This window comes from Sphingomonas sp. (assembly GCF_003248515.1).
In the GTDB taxonomy this organism is placed as follows: domain Bacteria; phylum Pseudomonadota; class Alphaproteobacteria; order Sphingomonadales; family Sphingomonadaceae; genus Sphingomonas_I.
In genome coordinates this window covers 1-14,816 of record NZ_QFOB01000005.1, presented here as the reverse complement: position 1 = coordinate 14,816, position 14,816 = coordinate 1, and the positions used below count along the sequence as shown (strand labels likewise).

The 14,816-nt window shown below is 62.0% G+C and carries 9 protein-coding genes and 2 pseudogenes; 7 read left to right on the top strand and 4 right to left on the bottom strand.

The window, feature by feature from the left end; all coding sequences use genetic code 11:
* Positions 1-49: 49 nt before the first annotated feature.
* Positions 50-2,710 (top strand): annotated as a pseudogene (locus tag DI605_RS09725) (TonB-dependent receptor); the annotation flags it as partial.
* A 254-nt stretch (positions 2,711-2,964) separates the two neighbouring features.
* Here the strand turns inward: DI605_RS09725 and DI605_RS09720 are convergent.
* Complete coding sequence (locus DI605_RS09720) at positions 2,965-3,987, bottom strand: LacI family DNA-binding transcriptional regulator (protein ID WP_293972648.1); 1,023 nt, start codon at positions 3,985-3,987, stop codon at positions 2,965-2,967.
* A 154-nt stretch (positions 3,988-4,141) separates the two neighbouring features.
* On the opposite strand from DI605_RS09720, the gene DI605_RS09715 reads away from it, so the two are divergent.
* From DI605_RS09715 to DI605_RS09700, 4 genes are all read left to right on the top strand, one after another.
* Positions 4,142-5,965, top strand: a complete 1,824-nt coding sequence (locus DI605_RS09715; RefSeq protein ID WP_293972645.1) for an alpha-amylase family glycosyl hydrolase — start codon at positions 4,142-4,144, stop codon at positions 5,963-5,965.
* Positions 5,962-7,560: an alpha-glucosidase gene (locus tag DI605_RS09710; RefSeq protein WP_293972642.1), complete on the top strand. Its 1,599-nt coding sequence runs from the start codon at positions 5,962-5,964 to the stop codon at positions 7,558-7,560. The genes DI605_RS09715 and DI605_RS09710 overlap by 4 nt, the downstream gene beginning before the upstream one ends.
* Before the next feature lie 10 nt (positions 7,561-7,570).
* Positions 7,571-9,625: a glycoside hydrolase family 97 protein gene (locus DI605_RS09705; protein WP_293972639.1), complete on the top strand. Its 2,055-nt coding sequence runs from the start codon at positions 7,571-7,573 to the stop codon at positions 9,623-9,625.
* Positions 9,626-9,766: 141 nt separating this feature from the next.
* Positions 9,767-11,299: an MFS transporter gene (locus DI605_RS09700; RefSeq protein WP_293972636.1), complete on the top strand. Its 1,533-nt coding sequence runs from the start codon at positions 9,767-9,769 to the stop codon at positions 11,297-11,299.
* A gap of 204 nt (positions 11,300-11,503) precedes the next feature.
* Here the strand turns inward: DI605_RS09700 and DI605_RS21490 are convergent.
* The 3 genes and pseudogenes from DI605_RS21490 to DI605_RS09690 form a co-directional block, all read right to left on the bottom strand.
* Positions 11,504-11,590: pseudogene (locus tag DI605_RS21490) on the bottom strand (hypothetical protein); the annotation flags it as partial.
* Positions 11,591-11,718: 128 nt separating this feature from the next.
* On the bottom strand, positions 11,719-11,829 hold the full coding sequence (locus DI605_RS09695) for a PEPxxWA-CTERM sorting domain-containing protein (RefSeq protein ID WP_293972633.1): 111 nt from the start codon (positions 11,827-11,829) through the stop codon (positions 11,719-11,721).
* Positions 11,830-12,152: 323 nt separating this feature from the next.
* On the bottom strand, positions 12,153-13,283 hold the full coding sequence (locus DI605_RS09690) for a LuxR C-terminal-related transcriptional regulator (protein WP_293972630.1): 1,131 nt from the start codon (positions 13,281-13,283) through the stop codon (positions 12,153-12,155).
* Between the two features lie 396 nt (positions 13,284-13,679).
* Between DI605_RS09690 and DI605_RS09685 the strand changes: the two genes are divergently transcribed.
* Both DI605_RS09685 and DI605_RS09680 read left to right on the top strand, forming a co-directional pair.
* On the top strand, positions 13,680-14,354 hold the full coding sequence (locus tag DI605_RS09685; RefSeq protein WP_293972627.1) for a TetR/AcrR family transcriptional regulator: 675 nt from the start codon (positions 13,680-13,682) through the stop codon (positions 14,352-14,354).
* A 114-nt stretch (positions 14,355-14,468) separates the two neighbouring features.
* Positions 14,469-14,816, top strand: a 348-nt coding sequence (locus DI605_RS09680) for a poly-beta-hydroxybutyrate polymerase N-terminal domain-containing protein (protein WP_293972624.1), incomplete at its 3' end; no start/stop codon positions are given.

Sequence of the window (14,816 nt, the reverse complement as noted above, 5' to 3'; positions counted from 1 at the left end):
AGCACCATTGCTTGCCCAAGATCAAACACAGCCCGAAACCCAGGCATCAACAGAAGACATCGTCGTCTCCGGCATTCGGGCCTCGCTTGCATCCGCCGCCAAGACGAAACGGGAATCCGTCCTGATCGTCGATTCCATCTCGGCCGAAGATGTGGGCAAACTGCCTGACGTGTCGATCGCGGACTCGCTCGCCCGCCTGCCCGGCGTCACCGCCCAGCGCCTCGAAGGCCGTGACCAGCGCCTGTCGATCCGCGGCCTTGGCCCCGATTTCTCGACCACCCTGCTCAACGGGCGCGAACAAGTCACCGTCGGCGACAATCGCGGCGTCGAATACGATCAGTATCCGTCGGAATTCTTCCAGAACGTCAATGTTTACAAGAGCGCCGACGCCGCGCTGATCGCTGCCGGCATCTCCGGCACGGTCGATCTGCGCATGTTGCGCCCGCTCGACAAGAATGATCGTATTCTCGCTGTGTCTCTGCGCGGCCAGATGAATGGCATGGACAAGCTCAACCCCGATGGCGAACGCTACGGCTATCGCGCCTCGGCCACCTATGTCGATCAGTTCGCCGACGACACGCTGGGCCTGTCGCTGGGTTTCGCGGCCTCGCAGACCCCTTCGCAGAATGAGCGCTTCAACGCCTGGGGTTATCCGACCGATGCAAGCGGCGACCTCATCATCGGCGGTGCCAAGCCCTATGTGCAGTCGAACCTCTTGAAGCGCTACGGCATGGTCGGCACGCTGGAATGGCAGCCGAGCGACAATTTCCACTCGACCTTCGACGTCCTCGGTTCACACTTCGAAGAAGTGCAGCGCCTGCGCGGCATCGAATTCCCCCTGGTCTGGGGCACCGATGTCGGCGTCAGCAACACGACGGTCGAAAACGGCTTCGTCACCGGCGCCACTTTCTCGAATGTCTATGGCGTCCAGCGCAACGATTATAACAAGCGCAAGGCCGACACGATCTCGCTCGGCTGGAACAACGACATTCACCTGAACGATCGGCTGAAGCTGAACGTCGATGCCAGCTGGTCGCATGCCAAGCGCACCGACTTCCTGCTCGAAACCTATTCGGGCACCGGCTATCTGCGTTCGGGTGTGTCCGACACCGTGCGCGTCGAGCGCCAGTCGAACGGCCTGTTCAGCATCGTGCCGACGCTCGACTATACTAATACCAACGTCATCAGCCTGACCGATCCCAATGGCTGGGGCTACAACGGCACTACCGCGGTCGTGCAGGCAGGATTCCTTAACCGACCCAAGTTCATCGACGACTTGAAGTCGTTCCGTACCAATCTGATCGGTGACATTTCGGGCAGCATCTTCAAACACTGGGAAATCGGCGGTAATTACAGTCGGCGCAAGAAAACCAGCGCCTATACCAGCTATTTCCTATGCCCGAGCGGTGGCACGGATTGCACCATCGCGGGCGGCACGCCGGGATCGACACCCGTGCCGCAGGCGGCGCTGCTTGGCTCCAATGTTTCGCTCGATTATCTGGGCGTGCCGGCGATGCTCACGCTGAACCCGCTCTATCTCTACAATAACGTGCTGGATGCCGTATATGATAACCGGCCGTCCTCACTTGTCCGCGACAATGTCGTGAAGGAAGATGTCTTCACCGGCTATGCGAAGATGACGCTGGACGGCGACTTGGGCGGCAAGCCGCTGAAGGGCGCGATTGGTATGCAGGTGATCCACACCCGCCAAGCGTCGACCGGCACCATCTCCAACTTCTCCAATGGCGTGGTCACCGTCGTCCCGGCTTCGGGCAAGGACAGTTTCACCAACTTCCTGCCCAGCGCCCAACTCTCGGTTGAGCTGGAGCCGGGCTTCTTCGTGAAGATGGGCGCGGCCCAGACCATGGTCCGTCCGCGTATGGATCAGGAACGCGTCAACCAGGAATATAGCTTCAACCTGGCCAATGTGGGCTTGGGCTCCGATCCGCAGTACAGCCCGTTCAGCTCGAATGGTGGCAACATCGCGCTGCGTCCTTATCAGTCGACCAACATCGACCTTTCGATCGAGAAATATTTCTCGGGTGGCGGCTATCTCTCGCTCGCGGGTTACTTCAAGAATCTGACCGACTTCGTCGACCCCAACAACAACATCGCCTATGATTTCTCGAACGTGCTGGCCTCGCTGCCCGCCAGCATCCGCGACCAGATTATCGCCGACCGCAGCTACATTGGCCTGCTAAAGGCCCCGGCCAACACCGGCAAGGGGACGATCATGGGCATGGAGGGAACCGCGTCGCTGCCGTTCAAGGTGTTCAGCAAAAGTCTCGACGGATTCGGCATCTTCGCCAGCGGTTCTTACACCTACAGCGAAGTCAGATATGGCAGCAATCCGAACGAGGCTGTCACGCTGCCCGGCCTGTCCAAATGGGTCGCCAGCGGAACCGCCTATTATGAAAAGAGCGGCTTCCAGGCGCGCATCTCCTATCGCTATCGCTCCTCCTTCCTGGGCGAAGTTGCCGGCCTCTCGGCCGCACCGACCTTCCGAACCGCCAAGGCGGAGGGCATTCTCGACGCACAGATCGGCTACGAATTCCAGTCGGGTCCGCTGACCGGCCTGTCGATCCTGCTGCAGGGCAAGAACCTCACGGACCAACCCTTCGTCACCTATCAGAATGACGACAAGCGCCAGGTCATCGATTATCAGCGATACGGGCGCGATTATTATCTGGGCCTGTCCTACAAGTTCTGATCGGCCTTCGAGCCGATAGGGGAAATTCTTGCTGACGCCTTCCTGGATTGCCCGACCGCACGCGGGCAATCCTTGGCGGAGCCCTGCGCCCCCTCCAACACAGGGGGGGGCGTCAGCCTGTTTTTTTGAGGGATAGGGCAGTTGGGCGCCCTCCATGCAACGCCGACGAAGGCAGGCTCCCTGCGGCCTCGTTCACACTCACAAAATTTCAGCTTCACCGGGATGACGGATCCACGGGTGCGTCTGGGACGCTATTAAGCTGTCATTCGCGTCACAAGCCGTGGCGCCAACAGGGTCGGCATCACTGGCGTTCGGTCGATCTGGCCGATCAGCGCATCGACCAGCACCTCGCCCGCGCGCAGATAATCCTGGGCAATGGTGGTCAGCGGCGGTCTGGTCAGGCCCGCGGCGGGAATGTCGTCGAAGCCGATCAGCGCAACGTCGCCGGGAACCGACAGGCCATGCTCATCGAGCGCCCGCATCGCTCCGATCGCGATCAGGTCCGATCCGGCGAAGATCGCGTCAAACGTCACGTCACGCGCGATCAGCCGGCTCGCAGCCTCATAGCCCGATTGCTCGGTCGACAGCGCATCTACATGCAGGCCGGGATCCACCCCATGGCCGGCCTCGCGCAGCACTTCGGACAGGCCGGCATAACGGTCACGAAATTCGGGATAATGGCTCGATGCGTCGCCCAGGAAGGCAATCCGGCTGCATCCCCGCGCAATCAAATGCTCGCCGGCATCGCGCCCACCGCGCCGATTATCGCAGCCTATCGTCATGCCCAGCGCACGCTGGTCTACAGATCCCCAGCGCACGAAATGCGTGCCCTGCGCAACCAGTTGCTCCAGTCGGGTGCGATAGATTTCGTAATCGCCATAGCCGAGCAGGATGATCCCATCAGCCTTGCGGCTATCCTCATAATCGACATGCCAGTCCGTCGACAGTTGCTGGAAGCTTGTAAGCAAGTCATATCCACGCTTGGCGCAGGTATGAAGAATTGGACCAAGCATCGATAAGAAGAATGGATTGATCCAGCTTTCGCCTGGCAGAAGATCCTCGAAAAACAGAAGCGCCAGCGTATTACTCTTTCCGCGGCGCAGCGACGAAGCATTCTTATCGACGGCATAGTTTAGTTGGCGGGCGATCATTTCGATACGCTTTCGCGTTCCTTCTCTGACCGTCTTGTCGCCACGGAGTGCGCGTGACACGGTGGGTTGGGAGACGCCGGCCAGCGTGGCTATATCGAAGGAGGTCGGCTTGTCGTTCGTTCCCATCGCCCAATAATACGCCAGCGCGGCAGGCTTGCATATAGAGCGGCCGCTCGCCCTGAATACGTATGCTGCCTCCTTGGCCCAACTCGATCCCGCCGACTAATAAGGTCAGAAAGTTGTATCAATCAGGCAAACGTGGAAACGAGAGGGTGAAAGGATGCGCGGACGAACGGCAATCCCGCTGGCAGTCTTGTGCGTACTTTCTGCCCCGGCAATAGCTCGGGATCAGGCGTTTCTGGCCCGCCTGCCCGAAGATGAAGTCATCTATTTCATCCTGCCCGACCGATTCGACAATGCCGATCCTGCCAATGACAAGGGCGGCTTGAAGGGCGACCGGCTCCGGACCGGCTATGACCCTGCATCCAAGGGCTTCTACCACGGCGGCGACCTCAAGGGGCTGATCCGCCGCCTTGACTATATTCAGGGTCTGGGCGCCACGGCCATCTGGATCGGCCCGATTTTCCGGAACAAGCCGGTGCAGGGCCCCCAGGGGCAGGAAAGCGCGGGCTATCACGGCTACTGGATCACCGATTTCGAGCATGTCGACCCACATTTCGGCACCGATGCTGATTTCGCTGCACTGGTAAAGGCCGCCCATGGGAGGGGGATGAAGGTCTATATGGACATCATCGTCAACCACACAGCCGACGTCATCCAGTATCGCGAATGCACGGACAAACCCTGTCCTTATCATTCGCGCGCCGACTATCCCTATCAAAGGCGCGGCGGAGTTGCGGGCGCGGCGATCAATCCCGGCTTCACTGGCGACACAGACCATAGCGACGCCAATTTCGGCAAGCTCACCGACCCGTCCTACGCCTACACCCCCTTCGTGCCCAAGGGTGAGCAGACCGTAAAGAACCCGGTCTGGCTGAACGATGTCCGCTACTATCACAATCGCGGCGAGACGACCTATTCGGGCGAGAGCACGACCATGGGCGATTTCGCCGGCCTCGACGATCTGATGACCGAGCATCCTCGCGTCATCGCCGGCATGATCGACATTTTCGGCGGCTGGATCGATCGCTTCGGCATCGACGGCTTCCGCATCGACACCGCCCGTCATGTCGACCCGCACTTCTGGCAGCAGTTCGTTCCCGCCATGCAGGCACGGGCCAAGGCGCGCGGCATCCCCAATTTCCATATCTTCGGCGAAGTCTATGTCGAAGCCGTCGATGCCGGTCCGCTCGCCTGGCACACCCGCGAAGGCGGCTTACCCGCCGTGCTCGACTTCGCCTTCCGCCAGGCCGCGCTGGAAACCGTTGCGGGCAAGGCGGCGACCGCCACCTGGGAACACATGCTGGCCGGTGACGCCCTCTACCAGGGCGGCAGCGCCACCGCGCGCCGACTTCCCACCTTCATCAGCAACCATGACGCCGGCCGTTTTGCCACCTTCGTCCGCCGTGCCTTTCCGCAGGCCGGCGAGGACGAAGTGCTGCGCCGGGTGATGCTCGCCAACGTCATGCTGCTGACGCTGCGCGGCGTGCCGACAATCTATTACGGCGATGAACAGGGCTTCGTTGGCGACGGCGGCGATCAGGACGCGCGCGAGGACATGTTCGGCAGTCGGGTCGCGAGTTTCAACGATAATCGCCTGCTCGGCAGCGATGCGACCACCGCCACGCCACACTTCGATCCCACCCACCCACTCTATCGCGAGATTGCGGCGCTCGCGCAGCTGCGCACCGGCCATGCCGCGCTTCGTCGGGGCGACGAGACGATCCGCGCACGCGGCGATGAGCCGGGCCTGTTCGCCATTTCGCGTTTCGATCCCGACACAGGCGCCGAATATCTGATCGCCTTCAACACGTCGACCGCCCCGATCAAGGCTCAGGTTCAGGTGGACACCGCCTCCATGGCCTTCGAGACACTTGCCGGCGTGGCCTGCGCCCCGCGCGCCTCTGCGCCCGGCAGTCTCACCCTCGACCTCCCCCCCCTTGGCTACAGCGTCTGCGCTGTACGGAGCAATGTTCCGCAATGACCGACACGGCCCCCTGGTGGCGCGGCGCCACCATCTACCAGATCTATCCACGCAGCTTTGCCGACTCGAACGGCGACGGCGTCGGCGATCTCGCCGGCATCACCGCCCATCTTTCCTATGTCGCCTCGCTCGGCGTCGATGCCATATGGCTGTCGCCCTTCTTCAAGAGCCCGATGCGCGATTTCGGTTATGACGTGTCGGACTATTGCGATGTCGATCCGATCTTCGGCACGCTCTCCGATTTCGATGCGCTGATCGCCCGCGCCCATGACCTCGGACTGCGCATCATCGTCGATCAGGTCTGGGCCCATACCTCCGACGAACATCCCTGGTTCATCGAGAGCCGCTCCAGCCGCGGCAATGCTCATGCAGACTGGTATGTCTGGGCCGATGCAAAGCCGGACGGCACCCCGCCCAACAACTGGCAGTCGGTATTCGGCGGCGCGGCCTGGACCTGGGACGCGCGGCGTGGCCAATACTACATGCACAATTTCCTCAAGGAACAGCCGCAGATCAATCTGCACAATGGCAAGGTGCAGGCCGCGGTGCTGGACATCGTCCGCTTCTGGCTCGATCGCGGCGTCGACGGCTTCCGCATTGACGCGATCAACCATTCGATGCCCGACCCGAATCTGCGCGACAATCCACCCGCACCGGAAGACGGCCGCACCCGCACACGCCCCTATGATTTCCAGATCAAGCGCTACAGCCAGAGCCATCCGGACATTCCGCTGTTCCTGGAAAAGGTGCGTGCGGTGTTCGACGAATATCCCGATCGCTTCACCGTCGCCGAAGTCGGTGGGGATGACAGCGATGCGGAGATGAAGGCCTTCACGGAAGGAGATCACCGCCTCAACACTGCCTATGGCTTCGACTTTCTCTACGCCCCCAAGCTGACTGCGCCTTTCCTGAAGGCCGCGTTGTCGCGCTGGCCGGCGGAACAGGGGATCGGCTGGCCAAGCTGGGCGTTTGAAAACCATGACGCGCCGCGCGCCATCTCGCGCTGGGCGGGCGACATCGACGTCCATGTCTACTGCCGGATGAAGATGCTGCTGCTCGCCTGCCTGCGTGGCAATATCTTCCTCTATTATGGCGAGGAACTGGGCCTGCCGCAGGTCGATATCGCGTTTGAGGATCTGCGGGATCCCGAGGCGATCGCCAACTGGCCGCTGACGTTGTCGCGCGATGGCGCGCGGACACCGATGCCCTGGGCCGGCGCGGCGCCCTGGCTCGGCTTCTCCAACAGGAAACCCTGGCTACCGGTGGGAGAGGCGCATCGCGCGCTCGCCGTCGATGAGCAAGAGAGCGACCCCGCCTCGCTGCTCCACTGGACGCGCGAAGTGCTGGCCCTGCGCAACGCCACCCCAGCGTTGCGCTGCGGCACAATCGATTTCCTCGACACGCCCGACGATCTGCTCGCCTTCGAACGGATACAGGACGGGCAGCAGCGCCTCTGCATCTTCAATCTCGGCACCGGCCCCATCGCCTGGCGCCCGGCCGATGCGGCACGCTGGCAGGTTGAACTGTCGACCGGCCGCATCACCGACTGGAATTTCGCCCCCGCATCCGGCCTCGTCGCCGCCTTCCACGTTTAAGGACGTCCCCATGACGCGACTGACCGCGCTCGCATTGCCCCTCATCGCCCTGGCGCTCGCGCCCGCCGCCGCGCGCGCCGACGTGGTGGCCAAGGCATCCTCGCCCGACGGCCATATCACCCTCACCATCAGTCTCGATGGCGAGGGACGCCCCAGCTATGCCGTGCAGCGCAACGGCAAACCACTGATTGCCGACAGTCGCCTGGGCTTCATGTTCACCGACGCACCCAAGATCGAGCGCAACCTGACGCTGGCCGACAGCAAGCAGGCGGGCAGCGACAGCAGCTGGACGCAGCCCTGGGGCGAATGGACCACGATCCGCGACCATCATAATGAGCTGAAGCTGGTCTTCCACGAAAAGGGCGATCTCCAGCGCGAGATGGACGTGACCTTCCGCCTGTTCGATGACGGCGTCGCCTTCCGCTACACGCTGCCCGACCAGGCCCACCTCCATCACGCCAATATCGCCGAGGAATTGACCCAGTTCGCCTTCGCGCAGGGCGGCACCGCCTGGTGGAAGCCCGCCTATGAGTGGAACCGCGAGGAATATCTCTACAACCGCACACCACTCGATGCTGTCGGCACCGCCCAGACAGTGATGACGGTGAAGCTGGCCGACGGCACCCATGTCGCGCTGCATGAGGCCGCTCTGGTCGACTATGCCGGCATGAATCTCGCCCGCGCCGAAGGGAATACCTTCCGCGCCGCGCTGACGCCCGGTTCGGGCGCGCCCAAGGTGTCACGCGACGCCGGCTTCTCTACCCCCTGGCGCACCATCGCCGTCGCCGACGATGCCCCCGGCCTCTACATGAACCACATGATCCTGAACCTCAACGAACCGAACAAGCTCGGGGATGTTTCCTGGATCAGGCCGGGCAAGTTCGTCGGCGTCTGGTGGAACATGATCAAGGGCGAATGGACCTGGGCGCGCGGCCCAAAGCATGGCGCCACCACTGCCAATGTCCGTCGCTATATCGATTTCGCCGCCGCCAGCGGCATCCCTGCCGTGCTGGTCGAAGGCTGGAATGTCGGCTGGGACGGAAACTGGTTCGGCAATGGCAATCAAATGAACTTCTCGCAGCCGACCGAAGATTTTGATGCGGACAGCCTCGCCACCTATGCGAAGTCGAAGAGCGTCGCCCTGATCGGCCATCATGAAACCGGCGGCTCGGCCAGCCACTATGACGGCCAGCTCGACACCGCGTTCAAATGGGCGGCCGACCATGGCGAGCAAGTGGTGAAGACCGGCTATGTCACCGATGCGGGCCAGATCGAGCGGGTCGACGCCGATGGCTCGAAGCATCGCGAGTGGCATGAAGGCCAGTGGATGGTGAACCATTATCTGCGCGTCGTGCAGACCGCCGCCAAATATCATGTCAGCATCGACAGCCACGAACCGGTCAAGGATACGGGCCTGCGCCGCACTTATCCCAATTGGATCGCGCGCGAAGGCGGACGGGGCATGGAGTATAATGCCTGGGTCGGCGGCAAGAACCCGCCCGAGCATGAGGCGAACCTGATCTTCACCCAGTTGCTGGGCGGCCCGATGGACTTCACCCCCGGCGTTCTCAGCCTGTCGGGCTCGGAAGGCAGCGCCATCCATTCGACCATCGCCAAGCAACTCGCTCTTTATGTCGTCCTCTATTCACCTGTGGTGATGGCGGCCGACACGCCGGAAAATTACGCCAAATATCCCGGCCCCTTCCAGTTCATCAAGGATGTACCGACCGACTGGTCCGACACCCGGGCGCTGAATGGCGAGGTCGGCGACTATGCCACCATCGCGCGCAAGGCGAAGGGCAGCGACGACTGGTATCTGGGCGCCGTGGGCGATGAACAGGCACGCTCCAGCAAGGTGACGCTCGACTTCCTCGACGCGGGCCGCGGTTATACCGCGGAAATCTATCGCGATGGCCCCGGTGCCACCTATCGCACCGATGCCCGCCACGCGATCGTCATCGAAAAGAAGCAGGTGAAGAAGGGCGACGTCCTCAGCCTCGACCTTGCACCCGGCGGCGGTCAGGCGATCCGCTTCGTTGCCAGCGGCGAGAAGCGCAGACAGTGAGGGTCATGGCCTTCCTACGAGGCCGCATCCCTACAGACTGGCCTCGTCACTCTGCCCGCCTCACTCTCCGACGGGATCATCTGCAGGCAAATAAATGTCAAAATGCGCGGCAAACGTAAGAATTTAAGGCGAAGGATGGGGATGGCTGGGATGAATGAAACGCGGCTGGCACAGGGGACAGCGACGTCCGACGGCCGGCCCCGACAAGGCTTCCGGGGGCTGTGTAATATCAGCTTCGGCTTCTTCGGCATCCAGATCGGCTTTGCGTTGCAGAACGCCAACATGTCCCGAATCTTCCAGTCGCTGGGGGAGAATCTCGACAATCTCGCCCTGTTGTGGATCGCCGCACCACTGACCGGCCTGCTGGTCCAGCCGATCATCGGTCATTATAGCGACCGCACCTGGTGCCGCCTCGGCCGGCGCCGGCCCTATTTCTTCGCCGGCGCGCTGTTCGCAGCGCTCGCCCTGTTCGGCATGCCCAATGCGCCCGGCCTGATGGCCGCCGCTGTGATGCTCTGGATTCTCGACGCCTCGCTCAACGTCTCAATGGAGCCGTTCCGTGCCTTTGTCGGCGACATGCTGGCAAAGGAGCAGCATATGGCCGGCTATGCTATCCAGACCGCCTTCATCGGCACGGGCGCGGTGGTAGGCTCGTCCACCCCCTGGCTGCTCGACCAGATGGGCGTCTCCAATGTCGCGTCCGCCGGCATGATCCCCGACACGGTGCGCATCAGCTTCTATATCGGCGGCGCGGCGCTCTTTCTCGCCGTGCTCTGGACAGTGCTCAGCACCCGCGAATATTCGCCCGAACAGATGGCCGGCTTTGCCAGCGAGACTGAAACGACGACCGAGCAGGAAGCGCCACCTGTCCCCGCCGGCGGTCCGCTATGGATCATCGCCGGCTTTGCCATCGTGGCCGCAGTCCGGGGCTGGGCGCTGGAAAAGGAACTCTATCTGCTCGGCTGCCTGCTCGCAGCCTATGGCATCGCCCGCATCGTCGCCCGGAGGCTACATGCCCGCGGGCGGACCGACAATCTGCTGAACCACATCGTCGGCAATTTCGCGACCATGCCGGCGATGATGAAGAAGCTGGCGCTGGTCCAGTTCTTTACCTGGTCGGCGCTGTTCATCATGTGGATTTATACCACGCCTGTCGTCGCCCAATATTTCTTCGGTTCGGCCGACCCGAGCAGCCCCGCCTACAATGAGGGCGGCAATTGGGTCGGCATCCTCTTTGCCACCTATAATGGCGTCGCCGCTTTTGCCGCCCCCTTCCTGCTTCAGCCACTGGCCCGCCGCATCGGCCAGGCACAGACTCATGCGCTGGCGCTGACCCTCGGTGCGGTCGGTTTCCTTTCCTTCCTCGTTCTGCGCGATGCGCGGGCGCTGCTCTTGTCGGAAGTAGCGATCGGTATCGCCTGGGCGTCGACCCTCGCCATGCCCTACGCGATGCTGGCATCCAGCGTGCCGCAAGCCAAGCTCGGCATTTATATGGGGCTGTTCAACGCCTTCGTCGTCATTCCGCAGCTGCTGGTGGCGACGGTGATGGGCACGATCATGCATCATTTCTTTCCGGCCGAACCGATCTGGACCATGGCCTTTGCCGGTGCTGTCATGCTGCTTGCGGCGATCACAATCCTGAGCATGGGCACTGACTTGAGAGTGAAGACATAATCTGAGCCCTGCTCTCCCGAACTGATCGGGAATCCGTGCAAGCGCTGGCCGCGCCGCTTGGTCGCTGGCGTGCTCCCCGTGTTTCTTCGATTATAAGTCGAAATGGTGTCCATCTGGGCGGGCTTGCACGGGCCGTCTGGCAGCATCAGCGGGCGTCAGCCCCCCATATCGCGACGCTACCTCACATGGTTGTCATGGTCGTGCCCAATTTCTCAGCACCGAACGGGTATGGCTCAAAGACGCAAATAGCGTCTCGTTGAGACGTTCGTCGCGCAGGCGGCCATTAAGGCTTCGAAATAGCCGTTCCGCGGCACCTTGCCGGGCACGATGTAATCGCCACTCGATGCGGCGGCCCCGAGTCCACCGCAGGCTAGATTTGATCGCGCGGCCGGCGCGAAACACGCTGAACAAGCAGGAGCTCAGGCCGCGTGCGCGATGAACGCTCCTCGTCGGCGGAAGGCCGTCCCGATCGCGGCGAAACCTACAAGCATCATCGCCCACGAAGCAGGCTCGGGAACCCGAAAGAGCATAATCCGTATTGAGCGTATAAACGGCCGGCGTCGGCGAGATCTGTTCGAGGAGCGACGTTGCAGCCGCCGGTGCGGACAGTCCAAACCCCATGCCAAGCGGCGCGATTGCGAGAAGCGTCGCGCCTATGCCCCGGCGAAAACCCGAACGATATCGTCCAACAGTCATGCTACCCCGCTTCATAGCCGCCCCCTTTTCAGACAATCCGCGGGCGACCCCCGTGGATTCCGGATCGACCGATATGATCGATCCTGCCAGCAACCGCTTCGGAACCCCTCATCAGATCTGATGAGACGACACGCACAATCTGAGACCAGAACGAGGCTCAGGGCCTTCGGTCGAGTTGCTGGACTGCGACCATAAGCCGCGCCAATGCCGCCTGGGAGTGCACGCCGGTCTTGCTGAAGCAGTGCGCGATGTGGGTGCGGACGGTCGTGACACTAACGCCCAGACGATCTGCGGTCTCGACGGCAGAGAGCCCCCGCCCGAACAGGGTGGCGGTGCGCGCCTCGGATCGCGTGAGGCCGAACAGGTCGCGCCAACTGCGGTCGAGAGGATTGTCACGATCACCGAAGGGGGCAATGATCTGCAGGAGCACGCGGCCGCCGTGTGGCCGGCCTTCCCAGGCCTCGACGACGCTGTCGGGCAGCGGTGAGCCTTTGACGAGAAGGAGAGCGCCCGATGTGCCGTAGAGGCGACAGACGCGCGAAGCAGAATCGGGACCAGATGCCGACGTTATCAGCGCAGCTATTGCGGCGGCATTGGCAGGATCGACGGTTGTCACGATCAGCCCAGGCTCGACGCGCAGGCAGTCGCCCCGCGATAGTATGTCCTCGCAGGCGGCATTGAGAGCTTCAATCCGCCCTCTGATATCGACGATCATCGCTGCGAGCGGCATCGCCTCCAGCACGGCCTGAAGCTGTCGACCGCTGGTCGCAAGTGCGGCCACGAGGTGATTCAATTCGAGCGCGGTCGACAGATGCGGCGCCAGTCGTGCCATTCGTCTGCGTCGACGCTCAACATCGTCTGCGCCGCGATGGTCCAAGGTCACCGCAAAGCCGCCGGTGTGCGTCTGCGTCATGAACGGCGCATGGGCAAACATCAATTTCTCGACGATACGCTGGGGCGCCAGGATATCTGCGTGAAAGGCGCTCTTCCGGACGGCTGCGGGATCGGCAAGGCGTCCAGCGATCTGCACGCTGCCGGGCGGATAACGGACGATGCCGACACTGAACGGATTGCGGCCATAGCGGCGCAAGTACAATTCCGAGAGATCCTCGCGAAGCCGCCCAACAATCAGCGAGCCCTCGTTCCGGGACAAGTCGTGATGCGCGATCAACGCCCCCGTGCCGCCGACATAATCCGCGGTCTGCTCGAGCGCGTTTGACCAGCCGCTCGGATCGCGCGCCGCGTGATAAATGATTTCGAGGGTCGATCTGTAGGATGCGAACGCCAACGGTCACCTCCTGAAGTCTTACAGCAGGATATCAGATCCGATATCATGAAAAGGGAGGTAGAACCTATTATGGTCGGGACTCATCGACCAGAGCCCGGAGGTGACGGTGGCGGCGCTTGTCGCATTTGATCGACTCGCTCCGCAATTACCGCCTCTGCCGGAGAGCCGAGGCAGCTGGCGGCAGATTCCACGGAGAAGCATCATCACCCGCGATGCGACTCCGGCGAAGACAAGCTGAAAGAGCCAGGGTGCCCAGTCCGTGCCCCATTGGGAGCGCCTGGCGAGGCCGCAACCCGGCAGCCCGGGCTCGGCTTCGCGTTCGAACTGCACCCGAAACAAATATTGTGCCGGAGCATTCCATCATATATGTTCAGTTGAACATATCATGGACCGTTTATGCCGACCGAGGCCGCCTTCCCTGCTGTTGCTCCGCCCCGCGGGCGCAGGCCAAAGGATATGGCCGGTGGCAGGCAGGAGTTGCTGGCCGCCGCCATCTGCGCATTTTCGCATGACGGATTTGAGCGCGCGGATCTGAGAGGAATCGCATCGGCGGCCGGTGTCAGTCAAAACCTGATCCGCGTGCACTTTGGAAGCAAGACTCAACTCTGGAATGCCTGCCTTGACGCTATAACTAAAAGTGCGTCTGGGATAATATCCGATATATCCAGAATCGCCTCTGACGAAAGCCGATCAGTTTACGACCGTCTTTGTGATGCCATTCCTCGTATAGTCTATTTTTATTCAGACCACCCCTATGTCAGGGATTTTGTCGTTCGGCACGCGGCGGATAGGTCTGAGCGGTCGACACTGGTTACGGAACAACTGATCCATCCTGCCTATGAAAGTTGTCGGACGCTTTACGAGGCCGGAATCGCGCAAGGCATAATCCGGGCGAGTCACCCTGCGCTCTTTTTCGCGTTGCTGAGCGCCGCCGCCAATCAACCCGCCAGCTTTCCTACGGTCCTGCGATCTCTTGCCCCTGAGATTCCCGAGGACGCCGCCCGAATTCTCATCGCGGAAACCATTATCGAAACTTTGCTTCACGGCGAGCCATGCCCTCCACAGCGATAAACAGCAAAGCGGAGTCACTCGACCTTTCTGGAGGCCGCAGAACGCCCGCGGAAAACGCGGTAGGCGGGTTTGGGCCGCGTGTGAGCATGGCAGCTCTGCTGCAGGAGACCGAGCATGTCGATCGATAAGCACCAAACCGACCCCCTCGACGGCATCGCTGAAACGCTCGATCATGCAGCGGCTGCGATGATGGCGCAGGCCACGCATGGCCTGTCTCCGGCAACGCTGGTTCAGGCATGGTCGGACTGGGCGCTCCATCTCGCCATCTCTCCGGGCAAGCAGTTGCAACTGGCTGCCAAGCTGGGTCGCAAATATATGCGACTGGCTGATTATGCAGCCCGGCGTGCCGGCGATCCCGACACGCTTCCCGCAATCGAGCCGCTGCCCCAGGACCGCCGCTTCGACGACCCTGCCTGGCGGGAACAGCCCTATGATCTTCTCGTGCAGGCATTTCTGCTGACC

Coding starts and splice junctions, on each gene's coding strand:
- DI605_RS09720 (WP_293972648.1), bottom strand. CDS start 3,987: ATGGGAACGAACGACAAGCCGACCTCCTTCGATATAGCCACGCTGGCC.
- DI605_RS09715 (WP_293972645.1), top strand. CDS start 4,142: ATGCGCGGACGAACGGCAATCCCGCTGGCAGTCTTGTGCGTACTTTCT.
- DI605_RS09710 (WP_293972642.1), top strand. CDS start 5,962: ATGACCGACACGGCCCCCTGGTGGCGCGGCGCCACCATCTACCAGATC.
- DI605_RS09705 (WP_293972639.1), top strand. CDS start 7,571: ATGACGCGACTGACCGCGCTCGCATTGCCCCTCATCGCCCTGGCGCTC.
- DI605_RS09700 (WP_293972636.1), top strand. CDS start 9,767: ATGGCTGGGATGAATGAAACGCGGCTGGCACAGGGGACAGCGACGTCC.
- DI605_RS09695 (WP_293972633.1), bottom strand. CDS start 11,829: ATGCTCTTTCGGGTTCCCGAGCCTGCTTCGTGGGCGATGATGCTTGTA.
- DI605_RS09685 (WP_293972627.1), top strand. CDS start 13,680: ATGCCGACCGAGGCCGCCTTCCCTGCTGTTGCTCCGCCCCGCGGGCGC.